A 23,168-nucleotide genomic window follows, 5' to 3' on the forward strand; every position below is an offset into this window, starting at 1 on the left:
CACGAATCAGGGCTTTCTAAGTGACTATTTCCACCGAAATATTATTTATATCAGGAGGACATTCATATGTCACGTTATACAGGACCATCTTGGAAACAAGCTCGTCGCCTTGGCCTTTCACTTACAGGTACAGGTAAAGAATTGGCACGTCGTAACTACGTACCAGGACAACACGGACCAAACAACCGTTCTAAATTGTCAGAATACGGTTTGCAATTGGCTGAAAAACAAAAACTTCGTTTCACTTACGGTGTAGGTGAAAAACAATTCCGTAACTTGTTCGTACAAGCTACAAAAATCAAAGGCGGAATCCTAGGTTTCAACTTCATGCTTCTTTTGGAACGTCGTTTGGATAACGTTGTTTACCGTCTTGGTCTTGCGACTACTCGTCGTCAAGCTCGTCAATTCGTAAACCACGGTCACATCCTTGTTGACGGAAAACGCGTTGATATCCCATCATACCGCGTAACTCCAGGTCAAGTGATTTCAGTTCGTGAAAAATCATTGAAAGTTCCAGCTATCCTTGAAGCAGTAGAAGCTACTCTTGGACGTCCAGCATTCGTATCATTCGACGCTGAAAAATTGGAAGGTTCATTGACTCGCTTGCCAGAACGCGACGAAATCAACCCAGAAATCAACGAAGCACTTGTCGTTGAATTCTACAACAAGATGTTGTAATATTTTATTAAACAAGACAGGCTTTGAAGCCTTGATATTAAGCACTTTGGGGCGTTTTCCCTTAGTGCTTTTTGATTTCTCTTAGTATCCAGCTATAATCGTCTATACGTAACTAGACCGATATAGTTCAAAGTGATATAATAGTCTAAAGGAGGTGCTACCATGAATGTTTTAGAAAAAAACACACAGGTAAACTTTAAGACTAACAAAGACTTGTTAGAGAAGGCTAAAGCTATTATCACAGCGCAAAATCTTGATATGACAGCCAGTTTTAACTTGTTTTTAGAACATATTGTAGAAAATAAAGCCTTGCCATTTGAAACTCAAGTAGACAAAGAAAGAGAAGAACTTCTATCAGGGTTGCGTGCTGAAATTGCCCGTAGCTTTGAGGATTTAGAACATGGAAGAACTTACAGCCTTGATGAAGTGAGGGCTAACCTTGGAATTTAACGAGAAGGCATATAGCCTTATTATCTCCGAAACGGTACAAGAACAGCTAAGAGGTATTAAAGATTATATCTCAGCTAACTACTTTTCAGAACAGGCAGGAGCAAACACAGTTAAAAGTATTCTTTACGGATTGGAGCGTCTTGAAGTCTTCCCAGAAGCAGGATTTAATGCTGACGAAAGAGTAGGATGTATTATATATCCACCATACAAAACTCGATGCATTATTTTAGGAGATTACCTAGCTTTCTATCATATTTTAGAGGATAGAAAAGCTGTCTTTATATCAGATATTATTCATAGCAGACAGGACTACATCCGCTTGTTCAAGAAAAAATAGCGTCTCATGAAGGCGTTTTTGTTTGGTAAATGACGCGATGTTGATGATATAAATCTGGTATGATATAATATTTTGCTCCCCTCAATTTAAGGAAGGGAGGTGTTGCCGATGTTGGAAATTATCATCACAATTTTTCTAGCACCCTTAGTAGTCAATATTTTGACAACCTTGTTTGAGAAATGACTTAACTCACGCAAGAAATAACCTTTAAGGGGCGATAAGCCAAAAAAACCTCAACGCTGGAACGTTGGGGCTTTTTGTTGCCTTGTTAGACAATTATCATCACTATAAATCCATTCTAACATACAAGTTCCGATATTTCAAGCCTTTGTTTTTATATTTCCTCAGAGTGTGTTTGTGGTTTGAGTCCATTACATTGAAATTAGTCCACGCGCTACTAGCCTCCATTCTACAGCAAAGAAATCAACTCTTTTCTAGGGGATTTACGCCCTCATTTTGCTCTTTTGTGCTAAAATAGACTTATAAATTGAAAATAAGGAATGTTTATGAAATCGAGTAATGGTTTTTGGAAAGGTTGTCTCTATTTTTGGGGCTTCTTGTTCTTATTGGGACTCTTAGTTCAATATGCTCTTCCGCTTGCGGCTTGTGTCCTGCTAGGCTATGGTGGTTATCGTCTCTATAAGCGTTGGCGCTATCCTCTTTTGCAGGATCGTTCGCTTGACGATCGGATTGAGCTTTTAAAAGCTCGGATTCATCAGGCGGACAAGGATATTCAGCAGTTAGAGGGAGTCTTGGTAGAGAAAGGCTCAGATTCCTATAAGAGTTTGGCTAATCAAGTATTGATCGAACTGAGGGAAATCCATCAGGAGGCGGATCGTCTCAAGTCCTATATCGATGATGATGTTTACAACCGTATTGACAAAAAGGTTCGTACAGTGCGGGCAAATATCGATGTTCAGCTAGAACGTTTGGATAGAAAAAGTCAGGTAGATCTTGAAAATGCGGAGCCAGAGGAATTAGCTCCAGAATTGTCCCAGACCTTGGCTAATATTGCCATTGATCATCAGGCCATTTTAGACAAGATTGCTACCTCGGCTGAGGGGGATAAGGAAGAATTGACGGCCATTCATAGTTTGAAGATGGAGAAATTCAAAACGATTTTAGAAGGCTATTTAAAGATTAAGGCCAATCCGAAGAACTATAATCGGGCAGAAGAACGTTTGCAACAAGCTAAAGCAGCCATCGAACAATTTGACCTTGAGCTGGACCAAGTGTTAAGAGAACTCAATGAAACAGATATGCGTGATTTTGATATTAGTTTGCGTATCCTAGAAAAAGATCGTAAAGAATAGGTTAGAAACAAAGGAGTAACCATGACAGAATTTAATTTCGATATTGACCAGATTGCCAATAATACGGTAGCTAAGGTGGATAAAACAACCCAAATCATCGAGACCAATACTGGCTCAGACAAGACCTTGACCTTCCTTGAAAAGTTGAGCCCTGAGCAGCAAGAAGGAATCAAGGCGCACGTGCCTCAGTTAGTAGACCAGTTTGTTACCAATCAAAATTCTCTCTTAGATTTTGGCCAATCTGCTGTAGAAGGTGTGAACAATACAGTCAATCGTATCTTGTCAGAACAAAAGAAACTGCAGATTCCCCAAGTGGATGATCTACTCAAGAATACCAACCGTGAGTTGCAAGGCTTTGTAGTTAAATACAAGAACGCTGAAATTGCTGAGTTAGAAGAGAAGCCAAACTTTTTGCAACGATTGTTTAACAAGAGCAAAAATACCCTACAAGAATTTTACTTTGACTCAAAAACAGTGGAGCAAAAGCTCGATGGCATGGCTGCCGCAGTGGTCAAGCAAGAAGATGTGCTAGCTCGAAATATCGTCTCTGCTGAGATGTTGATTGAGGACAATACAAAATCCATTGAAAATCTAGTGGGAGTGATTTCCTTTATCGAAGCCAGCCAGACAGAAGCTGGCAAGCGCGCTGCAGAACTGAAAGCTCAAGCTGACCAACTCGATACAAGTACGGTAGAATACCAAACCAAGTCACAAGAATTGGCCCGCATGGCTGAAGTGGTCAATACCCTTGAACAACAACATACTGAGTATGTCAGCCGTCTCTATGTTGCCTGGGCAACAACACCTCAGATGCGTAATCTTGTGAAGGTGTCATCTGATATGCGTCAAAAATTGGGCATGCTTCGTCGTAATACGATTCCAACAATGAAGCTTTCTATTGCCCAACTTGGTATTTTGCAACAATCCATGAAATCAGGTGTCGTGGCAGATGCCATTGTCAATGCCAACAATGCTGCCCTTCAGATGCTAGCTGAAACCAGCAAGGAAGTGATTCCGCAGATGGAACGAATTGCCCAAAGTCCGACAGTCGCTGTCGAATCGGTTACCAAACTGGCTGAAAGTCTGGTTGCACAAAACCAAGGTATCGTCGCAGCTATTGAGTTGGGACGCCAGAAACGTGCCCAACTAGAAACAACAATCGTCAAGTCCGCAGAAATGATCAACGATTCTGTCAAACTACGCGATGAGAAAATCGTTCAAGCCCTTCTAGACCAAGGAAAGGCTGCCCAGAAAGAAGTACAAGAATAACACACAAGTCCCCTGCAATGTAGATTTGCAGGGGATTTTGCTTGTCTAGGAGTTCTTCGCCAACCATTGTCAGTGGCCTGCAAGCAAGTTTACTCTGAAATAGAGATAAAACCATGGGAAATCTTTTCCCAAGGAGTCTTTTATGATACAATAGAAGGAAGTAAAGGCGCTGTTTTTTCGATGCCGCAACGCCTTGGATGAATGAAAAGGAAGAGTCCCCATGGTTTTCAGATTTAAGCAAATAACTAGCTTGCATATATATATATAAACTTGCGTTTTCATACCCATTTTCAAAACCTACCAATGTTTTTGGTAGGCTTTTTGCGTTATAGAAATGGGGTATGAACATGGCTTACACTTTATCAAAAGAATTAGAACAAGAACTCCTCGTTTCAGCGCCTGAGTTGCAGGCTAGTTATGCTGCCATCGTAGAATACCTAGAAGCTATCAACCAGAAAGAAGCCTCTGGAAGTAATTCTCAGGAACTCCAGAACCAGCTTGCTATTCAGCTAAGACGTTTAGAAGATTTAGTGCAGGGCTATATCCAAATAAAGAAGAATCCGCATCACTACCTAGATGCAGATAAAGACCTGACGGTAGCCTATCAAGCCATAAAAGGGATGGAGCAAGATCTTCTCAAAAAATTGCAACATCTCAATCAAGCAGCCTTGCAGGATTTCCATATCAGCCAGAGACTCTCTCCCAAAGATGAGACTGCTATCCCTGTAGCAGGTAAAGCCAAAACCAAACAGGAATTGGCTATCGAGCGAGATTTAATCAACCAGCTGACAAAAGGAGAAAGTCAATGGGTGTATCGACCTGAGTTAAATACAGAAGATCTCCTATGGGGAAACTTTTTTGCCAAGCTGGAAGCCAATAATGTCCGCATTTTGCAAGACCATCCCCTTACAAATTCAGAGAAAAATCAAATCAAAAATCAGCTCAATTTTGTCAACTTCTATGAAGCAGCCAAGTGGATAGCAGGGGAAAATGGCATTGCCAAGGTGCAGGTTCAACGTGAAGATGCCAGTCTAGGCACCATTCGCTTGGAAGTCTTGTGGAGAAACAATGTCGCTGGTGGCAAATCCAGCTATGAGGTTGTCAACCAAGTTATCACAGGCGGAGAAGGTATTCGCCAGCGCCGTGGGGATGTGACTCTGCTGATCAATGGTCTGCCTATGATTCAAATCGAACTGAAAAGCCGTTCTCATCCTTATATGGATGCCTTCCGTCAGATTAAGAAATACGACCAAGAAGGACAGTTCAGAGGTATTTTTTCAAGTCTTCAGATGTTTGTCGTCTCAAACGTTACAGATACTCGCTACATCGCAGCTGCCAAAGCCAACAAGCTAAATGAACGCTTCTTGACCAAGTGGGTGGATAGTGAAAATAGCCCCCAACCCCAGCTATTTGACTTTGCAGAGTCTGTCTTGTCGATACCGAGAGCCCACGAGATGGTCATGCAGTATTCTGTCATTGATGATGACAAGAAGGCCTTGATTTTATTACGCCCCTATCAGGTACATGCCATTGAGGCTATCCGTGAAGCCAGTCGCAAGCGCCAGTCGGGTTATATCTGGCATACGACTGGTTCAGGAAAGACCTTGACATCCTATAAGGTTTCGCGCAATCTGCTCCAGATTCCATCTATCGAAAAGACAATCTTTGTGATTGATAGGACAGACCTTGACCAGCAGACGACCAGTTCTTTTCAGTCTTACGCAGAGAACGATATGATTGATATCGACGAAACCGATGATACACAGAAATTGGTTAAAAATCTGGCTTCTGATGACCGCCGTGTCGTTGTGACGACCATCCAGAAAATCAATGCTATGATTCGTCAGTTTGATGAAGGGCGTCACCAAAAGGTCTACAATCGTATCAAACAACTCAAACTAGCCTTTGTCGTCGATGAATGCCATCGCGCAGTGACTCCTGAACGCCAGCGCCACCTAGAGCACTTCTTTACAAATTCTCTCTGGTATGGGTTTACAGGGACTCCTATCTTTACAGAAAATAAACGTGAACAAAAAGGAGACCTTGCTCAGACGACCGAAGAGCAGTACGGTGACTGCCTCCACCAATATACCGTCAAAGAAGCCATCCATGACAAGGCGGTTCTTGGCTTTAATGTGGAGTATCAGACAACCATGCCTGGTTGGGCAGAAGATGAGATTGACGAGGAGCGTTATGATGACGAAGGTCACATGCTTGCCGTTTTAGACGCTATTCTCAATCGCTCAAGACGCAAACTCGGTTTCCAAAATGGAGTAGGAAAAACCTATGAAGCCATTTTGACCGTTAAAAGCATTGCCCGTGCGCAGGCCTATTATAATCTGATCAAGCAAGTCAAAAATGGAGAGAAGTCTTTAAGCATTTCGGAAAATGTTAAAAAGGTCTTGCCAGACTTTCCTAAAGTTGCTATTACTTACTCTGTGACAGAAAATGACGTAGATTCCTATGTCAACCAAGCCTACATGGAGGAGAGTTTAGAAGACTACAATGCCATGTTTGGCACTCACTTTAGTCTAGCGACCATTGCTTCCTACAATAGTGACCTCAACGACCGTTTGGCCCGTAAGAAAGAACGCTTTGCCTTCCGCGAGGAACAGTTGGACCTGGTTATCGTGGTGGACCGCTTGTTGACGGGCTTTGATGCCCCTTGCCTATCGACCCTGTTCATGGATCGTCAGCCCATGAAACCCCAGCATATCATTCAGGGCTTTTCACGAACCAATCGCCTCTTTGATGAAGGCAAGAAATTCGGCCAAATCGTTACCTTCCAAACGCCTGACCGCTTTAAAGAAAAAGTGGATGAAGCTCTGAGCCTCTACTCAAATGGTGGTGAAACCAGTGTCTTAGCCCCAGAATGGCAGGAGGAGAAGGCCAAGTTTCTCGAGAAGGTTCATCAACTACTAGCCATCGCTCCAAGTCCAGAGCAGGTGCCGGATTTGGATACAGCGACAGATGCAGAATTAAAACGCTTTGCCAAGGCCTTCCAAGAATTTGACAAGCTCCTATCCTCTATACAAGTCTATTCTGACTATGATGAGAAAGTCATTCTTAGAGAGATTGGTCTCAGCCTAGAAGACATCGAGAACTTTGCCGGCCAATATCAAAATGTCATCGAAGAGCTCCGCAGACGCAGAAAAGAAGACCAAGAAGAGGAAGGGATTCTCCTAGATATAGAGTATGAGCTTGAATCCATCCGCACCGACGAGATAAACTATCACTATATCCTCTCTCTCATCCAAGCCCTAATCGAAAATCGAGAAAACCTCATCGGTAAAAAGGAAAAGAGTCTGGTAGATAACTATATCGAAGATTTGAACAAATCCAATCCCAAGTTATCCAGCATCATCTCCAAACTCTGGCAGGATGTTCAAGCTGATGCCAAGAGCTATCAGGGGCAGTCTGTAACCCATAAGTTGGATGAGATGATTGAGCTAACTACCCAGCAAAAGATTCGTGAAACGGCAGATTATTGGCAGATTGGAGAGGACGAACTCCAGTTCGTAGTGGACAACTATCGCATCGGACGCGACAAGCAAAATGGCGAAAAAGCCATCACAGAATCTCAGGACTACCTGGCCTATAAGGAAGCCCATGGAGACAAGGCACTACCAAAACTCAAATACAAAAAAGCCCTCAAAGAGGACTATATGCGCATGATTTCAGAGGATATCTTACCGCTGAGGGGGAGATAGGTTTATACTCTTCGAAAATCTCTTCAAACCACGTCAACGTCGCCTTGCCGTATATATGTGACTGACTTCGTCAGTCTTATCTGCAACCTCAAAACAGTGTTTTGAGCAACCTGCGGCTAGTTTCCTAGTTTGCTCTTTGATTTTCATTGAGTATTAAAAATAGTCAGAAAGATAATGTTGGGAAGGTTTTCGACTAATTAGGGTCAAAATTCCTCTCTCTTCAAGATGCAAGAAAGCATCCTTGACCTTTTTCTTAGAGTAATGATGGTTGGACTGATTGGCCAGTTGGATGATGCTTCTATCTTCTATGCCATCTCTCTTATCATCGACAAAGAGCTTGGACTGAGCGAGTAGAAACAAGATGTATTTCTCGACTTCCTCCAGCCCTTCTGTTTGCTCTATCTTAACTTTATAGCGATGCAGTTGCTCTTGTTTTTCAAGGAGGGTTTGGATAATATTTTCCTGTCCTTCCTTGATAAAAGTCAACAAGGTTTCAACGAAGAAGGTAGCATCGGCACGGTTGAGATGATCACCAGTATTCCTAAAAGCCTTATAATAGTCTTGCTTATGGTGATTGATTTGTTGGGACAAAACCAGACCCGAGAATTTATCGAGCTTTCTAGACAAGTACTTGGCAAGGATATAGCGGCCTGTCCGACCGTTACCGTCATAGAAGGGATGAATATTTTCAAAAAAATAGTGTCCAGCACAAGCCTTGACAAGGTTTGGGATAGAATGGTCGTTTATAAAACGAATCCACTCTGTCAGCATGACCTGAATCTGTTCCTCCTTTTGAGGTGGGATATAGATGACTTTGCCAGTCTTGTCGTCTTGGATAAAGACCGATTTCTGTCTAAAAAACTCTCCATCGAGTTCATCCTCTGGCGATATTTCTCCCTGTGTTAATTGGTCATAAATCCCTCTGATATCTTCAAGAGATTGGATTTGGAGAAATTCATCCTTAAGGATTTGTTGGTACATTCGCAAGGTGGAAAGATGTTTGATTTGTTCGGTCTTATAGGGGTCTTCCTCTAGGAGTTTCTCCACATCGACCAACTCTTTACGAGTTGTATGGATACCTTCGATTTCATTTGTGGAAATAATCGATTGGTAGAGTTGTTCCTTATAAAACTGATCGTGGGCAATCTTAGGGAGGGTATCAGCTATTTTACTAATTCGTTGAGACTGCTGTGAGATAGTTTCCATCAGTTGGGAAATCCCTAGATGTAGGGTTACAAATAAAGGGTATTGACTTGTTTTGACAGTATCGCGTTGCATTAAATGAGGATAAAGAGATGTTCTAATGGAGCTGTATCCCTGTAAGCGTAGTTGATACTCTCCCTCATATTGGTCACGATGACTGTAGTAGATTTTTTTAAGTTCTCTATAGTTCATATGTAGTCATCCTCGCATTTCAACGTTTTTTAACATTATATCACAAAATAAGCCTATCTATTGTTTCAAAATAGGGAAAATTGAAGAATAGGATAGCATAGTTGCATATCTAAAGTGCAAAAATGACCAAAATTGAACAATAGAATTAAGACATTGATACCCTAAAGTGAAAAAATAGGGAAAATTGAAGAATAGAAATCAAAAAAGAAAACTTAAAGTGTAGAAATAAGAAAATGGAGTAATAGAAAGGGGGGATAGAGTGGAGAAATTATTTATTATCGGAAATGGTTTTGATATGGCGCATGATTTGAAGACGAATTATCTATATTTCAAGAAGTTTGTTTATCAGCAGGCTTATGGGAAAGATGAGTTGTTAGAGTCGTTGCAAACATCAAAGGGAATTTGCGACTTTTTTAGGGAAAAGGATATTGAAATTCAAGAACAACATCGATATGCTAAGGAAGATGGGTTGAGAGACATATATGGATATTCTCTATCCAAAATTAGAAATGGTCAGTTAGATAAACATGAACGGTATCAATTTATTTATCGACATATGATGCAGTTAATGGGATTAGAAAATTTTTGGTCTCAGTTTGAGCATGATTTAGGTTGGATAAATGAGGTGAAAATTATACCGCCATCTTGTGTGCCAGAAGATTTAGTAACATATTCTGAGGAGCTGGCAACGATTCTTGAAAAATTTCTAAGAGCAGACATTGAAAACTTATTTAGGGAATGGGTCCAATGTTTTGTTCTTGAATGGGATAATATGCCTTCTAATCTAAAAAAACTAAAACGAAAGAAATCTGTTGAACACAACAAAAATGCCTACTTTTTAACTTTTAATTATAGTATGTTGTTAGAGGATTTCTACGGTATAAATTCTGAACAAATATGTCATATACATGAAAGCATTTCTGAAAATAAGCTAATATTTGGACATAATCGTGAAATGGATTCTTATGATGAATCTATACAAAATGATCCAACTGCGGTACGTGACTTTCTTTATAATTTAGTTGATTTGACTAGAAAGCCAGTCAATGAGCAACTTAGAAAGTACGAATGCTTTTTCAAAAATTTAAGCTCTATCAAAGAAATCTACTTCATTGGTTTTGGTATTCGGGATGAGAATGGAGTGGATGCTCCGTACTTTAAAGAAATCTTTAAACAGGTACCGAATGTGAGCATTTATGTGGACCAGTTCGATAAGAAAAATGAATATACTATTAAGAAAACACTGAAGGTATGGGGTGCTCGTAAAGCTTATCAATTACAATTTATAGATACAAATAAAGATGAAATAGTTGGAGGAGTAATATGACAAAGAAACCAAGTTATCGCTTTGTGAGATATACTGAAGCTTGGGAACAGCGTAAGTTGGGAGAAGTAGCTCAATATCGTAACGGAAAGGCTCACGAAAACTGCATTGATGAGAACGGAAAGTATATTGTAGTAAATTCAAAATTCATTTCCACAGATGGTGAAGTAAAGAAATTTTCTAATAAGAAAAATGAAGCATTGTTTGAAAATGAGATTGCCTTTGTGCTGAGTGATGTTCCAAATGGTCGTGCTATTGCGAGAACATTTTGGGTCGAAAAAAATGATAAATACACGCTAAATCAGCGAATCGCAGGGATAACTCCAATAGGCGAAACATTCCCTTATTTTCTTTACATTTTAATGAATAGGCATCCATATTTCTTAGCATTTGATGATGGAGCAAAGCAAACAAATTTATCAGTTTCTGATGTAATGGGATTTGAAGCATATTATCCAAAATACAGCGAACAACAGAAAATTGGAGCATATTTTCGCAATCTCGACCACCTTATCACCCTTCAACAGCGTAAGTTAGAGGTGCTCAAAGAGCAGAAGAAAACCTACCTCAAGCTCTTATTCCCAGCCAAAGGACAAACCAAACCCGCCCTTCGTTTCGCAGGATTTGAAGATGAGTGGAAGGAAGTGAAGTTGGGGGAGATAATCCAATCTATTAGTTCCAAAAATTATATTACCGAGTATTATGAAGAGGGAAATAATCCTGTAATACAACAAGGGGACATTCCTATTGTAGGTTTTTCAGATAATAAACCATTTAATAATTTTAGTAATGTTATTCTTTTTGGTGATCATACATTATCTTTATTTAAACCTGAGACTCCTTTTTTATTAGCTACAGATGGTATAAAAATATTACACTCAGATTTAACTACTCAGCCATTTTTGTTTATAATGTTAGAAAGATATCTGCCTAAATCCCAAGGGTATAAACGTCATTATTCTTTATTGAAGAATGAACTATCTTCCTTACCTTCTCTCCCTGAACAAGAGGTCATCGGTTCTTTCTTCCAAGACCTAGACAAGGCCATTGCCAAGCAAGAGGAAAAAGTTAACCAGCTCAAAGAAAGCAAACAAACCCTACTCAGAAAAATGTTTATATAAGATACAAAGACCGTCAAAAGTCTAATAAAAATAGGAAACTGGGACAGTCTGAGATGAAGACTAGACAGTTTATCTTTTTACCCAGCTTTTAGGTCGTGTTCAATTCCATACGATACCGAGACCATAAAAAGCTACGCCAAACGAATGAAAGTAGAAATTGATAGGAGACCCTATGTCACAAACAGATTTATCAAGAGAACTCTACCAATCCCTCTGGAATGCGGCAGATATCCTGCGTGGCCAGATGGAAGCCAATGAATACAAGTCCTACCTCTTGGGCTTGATTTTCTACAAGTACCTATCCGACAACATCCTCCAAGCCGTCTGTGATAACTTGGACGAGCCCTTTGTGTCCTTCCAGCAAGCGCAACTTCTCTACGAGGAAAACTTTGCGGATGCAGATGTCCGTGAAGACCTCATTGAGGTCTTAAATGACGAGCTGGGCTATGTGATTGAGCCTTCTCTAACCTTTACCAAGTTGGTTCAGTCTATCCATGCAGGAACCTTCCAGCTAGAATCCCTAGCCCAAAGTTTCCGTGATATCGAGCAGGCCAATGAAAAATTTGAAAATCTCTTCGAAGATATCGACCTCTATGCGAAAAAGCTAGGCAACACGCCACAAAAGCAAAACAAGATCATCTCTGAGGTCATGAAACAGCTCAACGACCTCAATGTCTCTGGTCATGCTGGTGATATCTTGGGTGATGCTTATGAGTACTTGATTGGCCAGTTTGCCAGTGATTCTGGAAAAAAGGCTGGAGAGTTCTATACACCTCAAGCAGTTTCTCACCTCATGACACAGATTGTCTTTGCAGGGCGTGAGCATCAAAAGGGCATGTCGGTTTACGACCCGACCATGGGTTCTGGTTCCCTCTTGCTCAATGCCAAGCGCTATAGTAAGGAAGCTTCGACGATTTCTTACTACGGTCAAGAGTTGATTACTTCGACCTTCAACCTTGCTCGCATGAATATGATGCTTCATGGGGTTGCGATTGAAAACTATCACCTCAGCAACCACGATACCCTAGACGAAGATTGGCCGACTACCGAGCCGACAGACTTTGATGGGGTTTTGATGAACCCACCCTATTCGCTGAAGTGGTCAGCAGATAGTGGCTTCCTGCAAGATCCTCGCTTTTCAAGTTATGGAGTTCTTGCACCTAAGTCTAAAGCAGATTTTGCCTTCCTCCTTCACGGTTTTTACCACCTCAAGCATAATGGTGTCATGGCCATCGTTCTTCCTCACGGAGTTCTTTTCCGAGGAGCAGCCGAGCAAAAGATTCGTCAACACCTGCTAGAAGAAGGCGCTATTGATACAGTTATCGGCTTGCCAGCAAATATCTTCTACAACACCTCTATCCCGACAACTATTATTATCCTTAAAAAGAATCGCACCAATAAGGATGTCTTCTTTATCGATGCCTCAAAAGAGTTTGAAAAAGGGAAAAATCAAAACAATATGACCGAAGACCATATTGCCAAGATTTTGGAGACTTATCAAAAACGTGAGAATGTCGAGAAGTTCGCCCATCTAGTCAGCTTTGAAGAGATTGTCGAAAATGACTATAACCTCAACATTCCACGCTATGTCGATACCTTTGAGGAAGAACCCGTTGTTCCCCTAACCGACCTCGCCGACCAGCTCGCAGAGATTGATAAAGAGATTGTAGAGGTAGAAGCCAGACTCGCACACATGCGCAGCCAACTAGTAGGCACAACACCAGAAGCCCAAGCAGAATTAATCGCCTATCTCGAAAAGTTGAAAGAGATTTAGAGAGTAGGGGAAGAATGAAAACATCTCGTATAAATTGTACGAGGTGCTTTTGGATTTCGTTGATTTTTAGAAAATAATTTTTAGTAGAATGGATAGTTTTTGGACTTAGAAATTTGATTTGTTGATTTAACTCAAAAAATGGTCTAGTTGTTGTGATATAATAAAATTAATTATTTTTAGGAGTAAGTAAATGGAACAAGGTTTATCATACTGGCAGTTTGCGCCAGAAAGTCAGTATTTGGATAGAAAAAGCGCTCGTAAAAAACCATTGGAACTCTTAAGACATTTGATTGCCTTCGCGAATGCAGAAGGTGGCCAATTAGTCATTGGTATTGAGGATGAAAAAAGAAATAATATCATTACAGGTTTTAAGGACGGGAATGCGTATCCAATTGAAGAGTTTGAAAAACTTAAGGGAGCATTAAGAGATAATCCTCTAAGTTTAAAATTTACTAAATTAGAAGTTAAAAATTATAAAGATGAAGAAGATTTTATTTTAATTATTTCTGTAGAAGTATCTACTGATAGAGTGATTACTGCTCCCAACGATGATGTTTATTTACGACAAGGTGATGAATCTGTTAAATTAGGTTTTGAACAACGTATACAGTTGAGTTATGATAAGGGTCAGCGTCATTTTGAGGATGAAATTGTAGCAGGAGCAACTTTAGATGATATTGATGAAGAACTTGTGAATGAGTATAAGACCAAATTTGTGAGCAAAGATAGAAGTACAGAAGAAATACTGAAAGCTAGGCGCTTATTAGTTGATGGTCAGTTGACTAAAGCCTCTATTCTATTATTTGGAAAGTATCCATCTAGTTTCTTCCCTCAAGCAAGGATACGTTTTTTACGATTTGATGGCGTCGATATGGGGACGGGAAGTACATTCAATGTCGTTAAAGATGTGACATTTGAAGATGCCCTTCCAATTCTAATTAATAAAGTAAGGGATTTTATTCGTACACAGCTTCGGGAGTTTCAATATTTAGATGATAATGGCCAATTCCAAATTCTACCTGAATATCCTGAATTTGCTTGGTTTGAGGGAGTTGTCAATGCAGTGACCCATAGGAATTACTCAGTATCAGGTGATTATATTAGAGTTATGATGTTTGATAATCGTTTGGAAATTCATAGTCCAGGCAAATTACCAAATATTGTTACAGTTGAGAATATAAAACATGAACGCTTTTCTAGAAATCCTCGTATAGCTAGAATTTTGACAGAATTTGGGTGGGTTAGGGAAATGAATGAAGGGGTGAAACGTATCTATACAGAAATGGAATCATTCTTTCTACATGAACCAAAATATTCTGAACCGGGCAATAAAGTTATGCTAACTCTAGAAAATAATATTGTCAGTAGGCATTTAAGAGTTAGCGATAAAATTGCACAAAAATATGATCAATTTATTGATCTAAACGATGATGAAAAAACTATTTTACACATCATGTATAATACAGGTGAAAAAATGACGACATCACTAGCTTCTGAAATAACTAATCGAAGTAGAAATTTTGCTAGTAAGTTATTAAGGAATCTTGCAAATAAAGGAATACTTGAATGGCATGGCACTAGCAAGCAAGACAGAAATCAATACTATACCTTGCTTAAGTAGAGTGCAGTAGAGTGCAATAGAGTGCAATAGAGTGCAATAGAGTGCAATAGAGTGCAGTAGAGTGCAGTAGAGTGCAGTAGAGTGCAGTAGAGTGCAGTAGAGTGCAGTAAAGTGTAGTAACGTGCTAAAATTACCTGATTCAAATCAGCTTTACAAAAAAAGATTGTAGGATAAGTAGAGTCTGAATTGAAATATAAGATAATTAACCAAAAGAAAAAAACGCTTGAACAGCGTTTTTCTTCTGTATTGATTCGTATTGAATGCTTACTTCACTTCTGTAAACACAACGTGTTTGCGAAGTTTTGGTGAGTATTTCTTCAATTGAAGACGGTCTGGAGTGTTACGTTTGTTTTTAGAAGTAAGGTACAAGCGTTCACCAGATTCTTTGTGTTCAAGTGTAATATTTACGCGCATGGTATCTCCCTTCTATTATTCAGCTGATGCAGCTTTAGCGATTTTACGTCCTTTGTAGTATCCTTTAAGTGATACACGGTGAGAACGTGAGTAATCTCCAGTAGTTTCGTCAAAGTTTACAGATGGAGCTGTTACTTTGTAGTGTGTACGACGTTTGTTTTTCTTCGCTTTTGAAGTGCGACGTGCAGGTACTGCCATTTTGATTTCTCCTTTAGGTATTTATATTCGATTCAATCTACTGATTTTCATCAACCATACTAGGATAACACATTTTTTTTGTAAAGTAAAGTTACTTGACAAAAAAAGATGAAAAAATTAGAAGGTCATCAACCAAATTAATCGAAATTTTCTGAAAATTCAAGAATTTTCTTCTGTTCATTGCCTTTAAAATGTGCTATAATAGTAAAAACTGAAATGGGAGGGAACAAATGACTGAATTAGATAAACGTCACCGCAGTAGCATTTATGACAGCATGGTTAAATCACCAAACCGTGCCATGCTTCGTGCGACTGGTATGACAGATAAGGACTTTGAAACACCGATTGTGGGAGTGATTTCGACTTGGGCGGAAAATACACCATGTAACATTCACTTGCATGATTTTGGGAAATTAGCCAAAGAAGGTGTCAAATCTGCAGGTGCTTGGCCTGTGCAGTTTGGGACTATTACCGTAGCGGATGGGATTGCCATGGGAACGCCTGGTATGCGTTTCTCTTTGACATCTCGTGATATCATCGCGGACTCAATCGAGGCGGCTATGGGTGGCCACAACGTCGATGCTTTTGTTGCTATCGGTGGCTGTGACAAGAACATGCCTGGTTCTATGATTGCCATTGCCAATATGGATATCCCAGCTATTTTCGCCTATGGTGGAACCATTGCACCGGGAAATCTTGATGGCAAAGACATTGACTTGGTTTCTGTTTTTGAGGGTATCGGAAAATGGAACCACGGTGATATGACAGCTGAGGATGTGAAGCGTCTTGAATGTAATGCCTGCCCTGGACCTGGTGGCTGTGGTGGTATGTATACTGCTAATACCATGGCGACTGCTATTGAAGTTCTCGGTATGAGTTTGCCAGGCTCTTCATCTCACCCAGCTGAATCAGCTGACAAGAAAGAAGACATCGAAGCAGCAGGACGAGCTGTTGTTAAGATGCTGGAGCTTGGTCTCAAACCGTCAGATATCTTGACTCGTGAAGCCTTTGAAGATGCCATCACTGTGACGATGGCTCTCGGTGGTTCTACAAATGCCACTCTTCACTTGCTTGCCATTGCCCATGCCGCAAATGTTGACTTGTCACTTGAGGACTTCAATACGATTCAAGAACGTGTGCCTCACTTGGCTGACTTGAAACCATCTGGTCAGTATGTCTTCCAAGATCTCTACGAAGTCGGTGGTGTGCCTGCGGTTATGAAGTACTTGTTGGCGAATGGTTTCCTTCACGGGGACCGTATCACATGTACTGGTAAGACAGTCGCTGAAAACTTGGCTGATTTTGCAGACCTTACACCAGGTCAAAAAGTTATCATGCCACTTGAAAATCCAAAACGTGCAGACGGTCCGCTTATCATCTTGAACGGGAACCTTGCTCCTGACGGTGCGGTTGCCAAGGTATCAGGTGTTAAAGTGCGTCGTCACGTTGGTCCAGCTAAGGTCTTTGACTCAGAAGAAGATGCCATTCAGGCTGTTTTGACAGATGAAATCGTTGACGGCGATGTAGTCGTTGTTCGTTTCGTTGGACCTAAGGGTGGTCCTGGTATGCCTGAGATGCTGTCACTTTCATCAATGATCGTTGGTAAAGGTCAGGGAGACAAGGTTGCCCTCTTGACGGATGGTCGTTTCTCTGGTGGTACTTATGGTCTGGTTGTAGGACATATCGCTCCTGAAGCTCAGGATGGTGGACCGATTGCCTACCTTCGTACAGGCGATATCGTTACGGTTGACCAAGATACCAAAGAAATTTCCATGGCCGTATCCGAAGAAGAACTTGAAAAACGCAAGGCAGAAACAACCTTGCCACCACTTTACAGCCGTGGTGTCCTCGGTAAATACGCCCATATCGTATCATCTGCTTCTCGCGGAGCCGTGACAGACTTCTGGAATATGGACAAGTCAGGTAAAAAATAAACTCAAAAAGCAAGCCAATCTCGGCTTGCTTCTTTTCATCTCCAAAAGTAATTTGCCTGCTTATACTCAATAAAAATCAAAGAGCAAACTAGAAAGCTAGGCGCAGGTTGCTCAAAACACTGTTTTGAGGTTGCAGATAGAACTGACGAAGTCAGCTCAAAACACTGTTTTGAGGTCGCAGATAGAACTGACGAAGTCAGTAACATATATCTACGACAAGCCGACGCTGACGTGGTTTGAAGAGATTTTTGAAGAGTATTAACGAGGTGGCAGTCCAAGGGCAATACGGCCGTAGCGACTGATTCGTGTGATTTTCCAGGCAGGCGACCAGGTGACTTCAACCTTGACATCTTCGATACCCTCGATTTGTTTCAGACCTGCTACGATTTCGATAGGCAGGCTTTCGGCACAATCGCAGGCAGTGTCGGTGAAAGTCATGACAATCTTACAGAGACCCGTTTCGTCCAGATTGATTTCATAAATCAACCCTAGATTGTAAACATCCAATTCCACATCTGTATCAAAAACCTTCTCTAGTTTTTCGATAATTTGGTCTTGTAAGGCCAAAGCACGGTCATTGATTTTGATATCCTCTCTCATTACAGTCCCTCCACGTGATAAATATCCTCTATTTTCTCATAATTCTGACAATTTGGCAAGTTTTTGATGAATTTTCTGAAAAATATGATAAAATGAAGAAAATACTCAATTAAGGGGAAGTCTATGGAGCAGATTGGAAAGGTCTTTAGACAATTACGAGAGTCAAGAAATATTTCGCTGAGACAGGCGACTGGGGGACAATTTTCGCCGTCTATGTTGTCCCGATTTGAAACAGGTCAAAGTGAGCTTTCGGTGGAAAAGTTTCTATTTGCACTAGAAAATATATCTGCCAGTGTGGAGGAAATTCTCTTTCTGGCAAGAGGTTTTCAGTATGATACAGATTCTGAGTTGAGAAAAGAAATTACGGATGTCTTGGATATAAAGAATATAGCACCTCTTGAAGACTTGTATCGCAAGGAATATCAAAAGCATGCCCATTCTCAAAACAAACAGAAACATATTCTAAATGCCATTATTATCAAGTCTTATATGAAGAGTATGGATGAAACGGTAGAGTTAACGGCAGAGGAAGGGAAAGTCCTTCATGATTATCTGTTTTCTACCGAGATTTGGGGAATCTATGAACTCAATTTGTTCTCAGTCAGTTCTCCGTTCTTATCTGTTTCTCTTTTTACTAGATATGTACGAGAAATGGTCCGAAAATCCGATTTTCTAATGGAAATGTCTAGTAATCGAAACCTGTTTCACACCATGCTATTGAATGGTTTTTTAGCCAGCATTGAGTGTGAAGAATTTACCAATGCCTCTTATTTTAAACGTGTCATCAAAGAGCATTTCTACAAGGAAAATGAGACCTATTTCAGGATAGTCTATTTGTGGGCTGAAGGTCTTCTTGATAGCAAGCAAGGCAGAGTCAAGGAAGGTCAGAAAAAGATGGAAGATGCTGTCCATATTTTTGAGATACTTGGCTGTAACAAATCCGCCGAATACTATCGAAAAACGACCGATTGTTGAATATCTGCAAACCAAGAAAAAATTTAAAATTTGAAGCGATAGAACTGTTGACCTCTCTCAGGTTATCAAAGAAGTTCTATCGTTTTTTTGCTTATTTTGTGTGTTGCATATATTCAAAAGTTTTCCCTTTCAATTTCTAAGTGCTATACTATAGCCATACTTCATATAGGGATTATAACAAGAAGGGAGATTACCTATGAACCTATTGTTTAGAAATCAAGCTTATCGACTCTTGACCTTGTCACGCTTCTTCAATGCCTTTGGTGCTTCAATTTTTAACCTGGTATTTATCGTTTATGCATCGACCTTGCCACAAGCCTCTTTTGCGGTTGCTATGGCCAATATTGTCATGCTTCTTCCGACTCTCTTTACAGTTTTTGTAGGGATTCGGGCAGATTGCACAAGGGACAAGGTCAAATGGATGGTCTATAGCGGTTTGTTTCAGGCAGTTTTATTTTTTCTAGCAGCTCTAGTTGTTCAGCAAGCTACTCTCTTTGCCTTTTCTAGCCTGTGTCTAATCAATGTCATTAGTGATGTCATCAGTGATTTTGCTGGTGGTTTGCGCATGCCTCTCGTTAAGGAAAAAGTAGCTGAAGAGGATTTGATGGAAGCTTACTCTTTTTCACAGTTCATCACCTATATTTCAGCTATTGGTGGTCAAGCTTTCGGAGTCTGGCTCTTAGGACTATCGGTCAATAATTTTTCTCTCGTTGCGGGAATCAATGCCTGTTTTTTCCTCGTATCAGCCGTGATTCTCTTTTTAGGAAAAAGCAAATTGAGCCTGTCACTTTCAGTTGCTGATGGTAAATCACTAAAAAATGAGAAGCTTTCTATCAAAGACCAGTTCCTAACGATTTACCGAAATTTACGTCTCGTTTTTCTTAAAAGTGGACAGAAAAACTTTGGTTTTATGCTCTTTGCTGTCTTGCTTATCAATGCCTTGGGTGGTGCTTTAGGAAGCATCTATAACATCTTCTTTTTGAGCCATTCTCTTTTGGACTTTTCTTACACAGAGGCATTATTTATCAATCAAGTCTGTGTTTTAGTAGCAATCATCATCAGTAGCCTTACGGGTAATGATTATTTTGGGAAGCAGTCCTTGCCTAGATTGATGATGTGGGTGACCGTAGGACTCAGTCTAGTTGGTCTAGCTAATGTATTCAATCAAGTCGTACTTGGTTTACTATTTCTCTTTTCAACTCTGTATGTATCTGCTAAAGTTCAACCAAAGATTAGTGCTATGCTCATGAAAAATCTAGCTCCAGAGGTTCTAGCTCGTACCAGTAATTTTTTAGGTTTATTGTTTACCTTATCCATACCTGTGGGAACAGCTTGTTTTTCACTTATAGCTGTATGGAATATACAGTTGACTTGGATGCTATTTGTTGGTCTTTCCTTGCTAGCTATTCTTTTGACAGGTCTTAATCTCAAAAATGATATCTAATACTCTTCGAAAATCTCTTCAAACCACGTCAACGTCGCCTTGCCGTATAGATGTTACTGACTTCGTCAGTTCTATCTGCAACCTCAAAACGGTGTTTTGAGCTGACTTCGTCAGTTCTATCTGCAACCTCAAAACAGTGTTTTGAGCAGCCTGCGGCTAGTTTCCTAGTTTGCTCTTTGATTTTCATTGAGTATAAATCCTAATTTTTTTCATACTGTCTTAATCCCTCTATTTATGGTAAAATAAGACTATTAAGTTTAAAGAGGATTCCCTATGAAATTACAAAAACCAAAAGGAACGCAGGATATCTTGCCTGCTGAGTCTGCCAAATGGCAATACGTTGAGGGCTTTGCCCGTGAAATTTTCAAGCGCTATAACTATGCGGAAGTGCGCACGCCTATTTTTGAGCATTACGAGGTTATCAGTCGCTCTGTCGGAGATACGACCGATATCGTAACCAAGGAAATGTACGATTTCTATGACAAGGGTGACCGCCATATTACCCTCCGTCCAGAAGGAACAGCGCCCGTTGTCCGTTCCTATGTGGAAAATAAACTCTTCGCCCCAGAAGTGCAAAAGCCAAGTAAGTTCTACTACATGGGCCCTATGTTCCGTTACGAGCGTCCACAGGCAGGGCGTTTGCGCCAGTTCCACCAGATCGGAGTTGAGTGTTTTGGATCTAGCAATCCAGCTACCGATGTGGAAACAATCGCGATGGCAGCCCATTTCTTGAAAGAAATCGGCATCCAAGGTGTCAAATTGCACCTCAACACTCTTGGAAATCCTGAGAGCCGTGCGGCTTACCGCCAAGCCTTGATTGACTATTTGACACCGCTCAAGGAGACCTTGTCTAAGGATAGCCAACGTCGTTTGGAGGAAAATCCTCTCCGTGTCTTGGACTCTAAGGAAAAAGAAGACAAGGTAGCAGTAGAGAATGCACCGTCTATCTTGGACTTCCTTGATGAAGAAAGCCAAGCTCATTTTGATGCTGTGCGTCAGATGTTGGAAAATCTTGGAGTAGACTACATCATCGATACCAATATGGTGCGTGGTCTGGACTACTACAATCACACTATTTTCGAGTTTATCACTGAGATTGAGGGCAATGACCTGACAGTCTGTGCGGGTGGTCGCTACGATGGTTTGGTTGCCTACTTTGGTGGTCCGGAAACTGCTGGATTTGGTTTTGGACTTGGTGTAGAGCGTCTGCTTCTCATTCTTGAAAAGCAAGGTGTGACTCTCCCTATTGAAAATGCCCTAGATGTCTATATCGCAGTCTTGGGCGAAGGAGCAAATGTTAAGGCCTTGGAATTGGTACAGGCTCTTCGCCAACAAGGTTTCAAAGCAGAGCGTGATTACCTCAACCGTAAACTTAAAGCTCAGTTCAAGTCAGCCGATGTCTTTGCAGCTAAGACCCTCATCACTCTAGGCGAGAGTGAGGTCGAAAGCGGACAAGTAACGGTCAAGAATAATCAAACCCGAGAAGAAGTACAAGTATCACTTGATGCTATCAGTCAAAACTTCTCAGAAATCTTTGAAAAATTAGGCTTTTAATAGTAGATAAACTGGTCAGGATCTTATTCCTGACCTTTTTCTTTTGCAAAATGACAAAAATCATAAACTTTTTGACAAATATGCTTGTCAAAAAGAAAAAGATGTGTTACAATAAATTCAAGTTAAGAAATAGGAAGCAGAAAGGAGCTATGATGTGGGTAGTAGTATTTATACTATTTATGATTTTCTTTTATTCCAATGGTTCTAAAAAAATCAAGAAACTAGAGAATAAAATCAAAAAGCTTGAGCGAAAAGAGAAAGGAAACGCAGAAATGTCGAGATTATTGCAAGAAATGATTGGAAAGAAACCAATTATAACAGGAGTGTATATTGAGCCAGATAACTGGGAAGTTGTGGATGTTGATGAGGAATGGGTCAAACTACGTAGCGTTGATAAAAAGGGAAAAGAAAAATTCAAGTTGCAACGTATTGAGGATATCCAAGCCGTTGAATTTGACGGAGAGTAGGTGTGTAACATGCAACTAAAAAATCGTCTAAAAGAGCTTCGGGCTCGCGATGGCCTCAATCAAACCGAACTAGCCAAGCTAGCAGAGGTTTCCAGACAGACCATTAGCCTATTAGAACGGGACGAATACACCCCGTCCGTTGTGATTGCTTTGAAAATATCTCAAATTTTCAACGAAACAGTCGAATCGGTATTTCGCTTGGAGGAGGACGAGTGATGAACAAGTATAAAGTGTTTTATTATATGAGTGTTCTTGTTCTCATTGTGAATGCTTTCGCTATGGTTGGAACATTACTGGGCTGGTTCTATTTTGTTGAAAGTAAGTATTTGTTTTGGATTAATTTAGTCCTCTTATCCATTTTCAATCGGTTAGAGAAAAAGGAGAAAAATGATGAATAAGTATAAAGTGATCTATTATGTAGTAGCCATAGCTCTATTAGTCAGCGTGTGTCTACTAATTGGAACAAATCTAGGATGGTTTGATCTCTATTACAGCGACCAATTTATCTGGGCCTACTTTGCTCTTATCCCAGTCGTTGACTGGATTGAAAAGAAAGCAAACAATTTAGCAAGTGAAAAAGGAGAATGAAT

At 40.4% G+C, this 23,168-nt stretch carries 23 protein-coding genes; 18 read left to right on the top strand and 5 right to left on the bottom strand.

All coding sequences use genetic code 11. The features are described from left to right. Nucleotides 1-66: 66 nt before the first annotated feature. From rpsD to WKI23_RS01415, 6 genes are all read left to right on the top strand, one after another. Nucleotides 67-678: a 30S ribosomal protein S4 gene (gene rpsD, locus WKI23_RS01390; protein WP_000092756.1), complete on the top strand. Its 612-nt coding sequence runs from the start codon at nt 67-69 to the stop codon at nt 676-678. Between the two features lie 162 nt (nt 679-840). Then, complete coding sequence (locus tag WKI23_RS01395; protein ID WP_368078697.1) at nt 841-1,128, top strand: type II toxin-antitoxin system RelB/DinJ family antitoxin; 288 nt, start codon at nt 841-843, stop codon at nt 1,126-1,128. Then, complete coding sequence (locus WKI23_RS01400; protein ID WP_368078698.1) at nt 1,118-1,465, top strand: type II toxin-antitoxin system RelE/ParE family toxin; 348 nt, start codon at nt 1,118-1,120, stop codon at nt 1,463-1,465. Before WKI23_RS01395 ends, WKI23_RS01400 begins: the two co-directional genes overlap by 11 nt. A gap of 506 nt (nt 1,466-1,971) precedes the next feature. Beyond that, the gene (locus tag WKI23_RS01405; protein WP_368078699.1) at nt 1,972-2,778 is read left to right on the top strand and encodes a hypothetical protein; all 807 of its coding nucleotides are present in this window, start codon (nt 1,972-1,974) and stop codon (nt 2,776-2,778) included. Between the two features lie 21 nt (nt 2,779-2,799). Next, the gene (locus WKI23_RS01410) at nt 2,800-4,047 is read left to right on the top strand and encodes a toxic anion resistance protein (RefSeq protein WP_261064650.1); all 1,248 of its coding nucleotides are present in this window, start codon (nt 2,800-2,802) and stop codon (nt 4,045-4,047) included. Between the two features lie 341 nt (nt 4,048-4,388). Next, nucleotides 4,389-7,757 (top strand): type I restriction endonuclease subunit R, encoded by a 3,369-nt coding sequence (locus WKI23_RS01415; RefSeq protein WP_368078700.1) that lies wholly within the window; start codon nt 4,389-4,391, stop codon nt 7,755-7,757. Nucleotides 7,758-7,910: 153 nt separating this feature from the next. Here WKI23_RS01415 and WKI23_RS01420 read toward each other — a convergent pair whose 3' ends face one another. Further along, nucleotides 7,911-9,152: a Fic family protein gene (locus WKI23_RS01420; RefSeq protein WP_368078701.1), complete on the bottom strand. Its 1,242-nt coding sequence runs from the start codon at nt 9,150-9,152 to the stop codon at nt 7,911-7,913. A gap of 259 nt (nt 9,153-9,411) precedes the next feature. Here WKI23_RS01420 and WKI23_RS01425 point away from each other — a divergent pair, with 259 nt between their 5' ends. The 4 genes from WKI23_RS01425 (at nt 9,412) to WKI23_RS01440 (ending at nt 14,992) form a co-directional block, all read left to right on the top strand. After that, on the top strand, nt 9,412-10,479 hold the full coding sequence (locus WKI23_RS01425) for an AbiH family protein (protein ID WP_368078702.1): 1,068 nt from the start codon (nt 9,412-9,414) through the stop codon (nt 10,477-10,479). Beyond that, nucleotides 10,476-11,597 (top strand): restriction endonuclease subunit S, encoded by a 1,122-nt coding sequence (locus WKI23_RS01430; protein ID WP_368078703.1) that lies wholly within the window; start codon nt 10,476-10,478, stop codon nt 11,595-11,597. The genes WKI23_RS01425 and WKI23_RS01430 overlap by 4 nt, the downstream gene beginning before the upstream one ends. A 172-nt stretch (nt 11,598-11,769) precedes the next feature. Continuing rightward, nucleotides 11,770-13,371 carry a type I restriction-modification system subunit M gene (locus WKI23_RS01435; protein ID WP_368078704.1) on the top strand — a complete coding sequence of 534 codons (1,602 nt, stop codon included), beginning with the start codon at nt 11,770-11,772 and terminating at the stop codon, nt 13,369-13,371. 190 nt (nt 13,372-13,561) lie between these two features. After that, a complete protein-coding gene (locus tag WKI23_RS01440) occupies nt 13,562-14,992 on the top strand; it encodes an ATP-binding protein (RefSeq protein ID WP_368078705.1) in 1,431 nt (476 codons plus the stop codon). Nucleotides 14,993-15,256: 264 nt separating this feature from the next. On the opposite strand, the gene rpmG is transcribed toward WKI23_RS01440, so the two are convergent. After that, complete coding sequence (gene rpmG, locus WKI23_RS01445) at nt 15,257-15,406, bottom strand: 50S ribosomal protein L33 (protein ID WP_001265622.1); 150 nt, start codon at nt 15,404-15,406, stop codon at nt 15,257-15,259. A gap of 15 nt (nt 15,407-15,421) precedes the next feature. Beyond that, nucleotides 15,422-15,604 carry a 50S ribosomal protein L32 gene (gene rpmF, locus WKI23_RS01450; RefSeq protein WP_000290417.1) on the bottom strand — a complete coding sequence of 61 codons (183 nt, stop codon included), beginning with the start codon at nt 15,602-15,604 and terminating at the stop codon, nt 15,422-15,424. A gap of 230 nt (nt 15,605-15,834) precedes the next feature. Here rpmF and ilvD point away from each other — a divergent pair, with 230 nt between their 5' ends. Continuing rightward, nucleotides 15,835-17,538: a dihydroxy-acid dehydratase gene (gene ilvD, locus WKI23_RS01455; RefSeq protein ID WP_000137343.1), complete on the top strand. Its 1,704-nt coding sequence runs from the start codon at nt 15,835-15,837 to the stop codon at nt 17,536-17,538. Nucleotides 17,539-17,796: 258 nt separating this feature from the next. Here ilvD and WKI23_RS01460 read toward each other — a convergent pair whose 3' ends face one another. After that, nucleotides 17,797-18,138 (bottom strand): metal-sulfur cluster assembly factor, encoded by a 342-nt coding sequence (locus WKI23_RS01460; protein WP_001206380.1) that lies wholly within the window; start codon nt 18,136-18,138, stop codon nt 17,797-17,799. A 123-nt stretch (nt 18,139-18,261) separates the two neighbouring features. Here WKI23_RS01460 and WKI23_RS01465 point away from each other — a divergent pair, with 123 nt between their 5' ends. Both WKI23_RS01465 and WKI23_RS01470 read left to right on the top strand, forming a co-directional pair. After that, nucleotides 18,262-19,113, top strand: a complete 852-nt coding sequence (locus WKI23_RS01465) for an Rgg family transcriptional regulator (RefSeq protein WP_368078706.1) — start codon at nt 18,262-18,264, stop codon at nt 19,111-19,113. 196 nt (nt 19,114-19,309) lie between these two features. Then, the gene (locus tag WKI23_RS01470; protein ID WP_368078707.1) at nt 19,310-20,557 is read left to right on the top strand and encodes a transporter; all 1,248 of its coding nucleotides are present in this window, start codon (nt 19,310-19,312) and stop codon (nt 20,555-20,557) included. 28 nt (nt 20,558-20,585) lie between these two features. On the opposite strand, the gene WKI23_RS01475 is transcribed toward WKI23_RS01470, so the two are convergent. Continuing rightward, a complete protein-coding gene (locus WKI23_RS01475) occupies nt 20,586-20,744 on the bottom strand; it encodes a hypothetical protein (RefSeq protein WP_050256596.1) in 159 nt (52 codons plus the stop codon). An 86-nt stretch (nt 20,745-20,830) separates the two neighbouring features. Between WKI23_RS01475 and hisS the strand changes: the two genes are divergently transcribed. Genes hisS through WKI23_RS01500 form a run of 5 tightly spaced genes read left to right on the top strand, consistent with a single transcriptional unit; the run spans nt 20,831 to nt 23,166 of the window. Beyond that, nucleotides 20,831-22,111 (top strand): histidine--tRNA ligase, encoded by a 1,281-nt coding sequence (gene hisS / locus WKI23_RS01480; protein WP_138702568.1) that lies wholly within the window; start codon nt 20,831-20,833, stop codon nt 22,109-22,111. Further along, nucleotides 22,111-22,578: a hypothetical protein gene (locus WKI23_RS01485; RefSeq protein ID WP_368078736.1), complete on the top strand. Its 468-nt coding sequence runs from the start codon at nt 22,111-22,113 to the stop codon at nt 22,576-22,578. The genes hisS and WKI23_RS01485 overlap by 1 nt, the downstream gene beginning before the upstream one ends. Nucleotides 22,579-22,587: 9 nt before the next feature. Beyond that, entirely contained in the window at nt 22,588-22,794 is a 207-nt protein-coding gene (locus WKI23_RS01490; RefSeq protein WP_001176233.1) for a helix-turn-helix transcriptional regulator, read from the top strand. Beyond that, nucleotides 22,794-22,976 carry a hypothetical protein gene (locus WKI23_RS01495; protein WP_173280931.1) on the top strand — a complete coding sequence of 61 codons (183 nt, stop codon included), beginning with the start codon at nt 22,794-22,796 and terminating at the stop codon, nt 22,974-22,976. Before WKI23_RS01490 ends, WKI23_RS01495 begins: the two co-directional genes overlap by 1 nt. After that, nucleotides 22,969-23,166 (top strand): hypothetical protein, encoded by a 198-nt coding sequence (locus tag WKI23_RS01500; RefSeq protein WP_033682914.1) that lies wholly within the window; start codon nt 22,969-22,971, stop codon nt 23,164-23,166. The genes WKI23_RS01495 and WKI23_RS01500 overlap by 8 nt, the downstream gene beginning before the upstream one ends. Nucleotides 23,167-23,168: the final 2 nt, after the last annotated feature.

This window comes from Streptococcus pseudopneumoniae, from assembly GCF_038148955.1.
Taxonomy (GTDB): Bacteria; Bacillota; Bacilli; order Lactobacillales; family Streptococcaceae; genus Streptococcus; species Streptococcus pseudopneumoniae_T.

Coding starts and splice junctions, on each gene's coding strand:
- rpsD (WP_000092756.1), top strand. CDS start 67: ATGTCACGTTATACAGGACCATCTTGGAAACAAGCTCGTCGCCTTGGC.
- WKI23_RS01395 (WP_368078697.1), top strand. CDS start 841: ATGAATGTTTTAGAAAAAAACACACAGGTAAACTTTAAGACTAACAAA.
- WKI23_RS01405 (WP_368078699.1), top strand. CDS start 1,972: ATGAAATCGAGTAATGGTTTTTGGAAAGGTTGTCTCTATTTTTGGGGC.
- WKI23_RS01410 (WP_261064650.1), top strand. CDS start 2,800: ATGACAGAATTTAATTTCGATATTGACCAGATTGCCAATAATACGGTA.
- WKI23_RS01415 (WP_368078700.1), top strand. CDS start 4,389: ATGAACATGGCTTACACTTTATCAAAAGAATTAGAACAAGAACTCCTC.
- WKI23_RS01420 (WP_368078701.1), bottom strand. CDS start 9,152: ATGAACTATAGAGAACTTAAAAAAATCTACTACAGTCATCGTGACCAA.
- WKI23_RS01430 (WP_368078703.1), top strand. CDS start 10,476: ATGACAAAGAAACCAAGTTATCGCTTTGTGAGATATACTGAAGCTTGG.
- WKI23_RS01435 (WP_368078704.1), top strand. CDS start 11,770: ATGTCACAAACAGATTTATCAAGAGAACTCTACCAATCCCTCTGGAAT.
- WKI23_RS01440 (WP_368078705.1), top strand. CDS start 13,562: ATGGAACAAGGTTTATCATACTGGCAGTTTGCGCCAGAAAGTCAGTAT.
- rpmG (WP_001265622.1), bottom strand. CDS start 15,406: ATGCGCGTAAATATTACACTTGAACACAAAGAATCTGGTGAACGCTTG.
- rpmF (WP_000290417.1), bottom strand. CDS start 15,604: ATGGCAGTACCTGCACGTCGCACTTCAAAAGCGAAGAAAAACAAACGT.
- ilvD (WP_000137343.1), top strand. CDS start 15,835: ATGACTGAATTAGATAAACGTCACCGCAGTAGCATTTATGACAGCATG.
- WKI23_RS01460 (WP_001206380.1), bottom strand. CDS start 18,138: ATGAGAGAGGATATCAAAATCAATGACCGTGCTTTGGCCTTACAAGAC.
- WKI23_RS01465 (WP_368078706.1), top strand. CDS start 18,262: ATGGAGCAGATTGGAAAGGTCTTTAGACAATTACGAGAGTCAAGAAAT.
- WKI23_RS01470 (WP_368078707.1), top strand. CDS start 19,310: ATGAACCTATTGTTTAGAAATCAAGCTTATCGACTCTTGACCTTGTCA.
- WKI23_RS01475 (WP_050256596.1), bottom strand. CDS start 20,744: ATGAAAATCAAAGAGCAAACTAGGAAACTAGCCGCAGGCTGCTCAAAA.
- hisS (WP_138702568.1), top strand. CDS start 20,831: ATGAAATTACAAAAACCAAAAGGAACGCAGGATATCTTGCCTGCTGAG.
- WKI23_RS01490 (WP_001176233.1), top strand. CDS start 22,588: ATGCAACTAAAAAATCGTCTAAAAGAGCTTCGGGCTCGCGATGGCCTC.
- WKI23_RS01495 (WP_173280931.1), top strand. CDS start 22,794: ATGAACAAGTATAAAGTGTTTTATTATATGAGTGTTCTTGTTCTCATT.
- WKI23_RS01500 (WP_033682914.1), top strand. CDS start 22,969: ATGAATAAGTATAAAGTGATCTATTATGTAGTAGCCATAGCTCTATTA.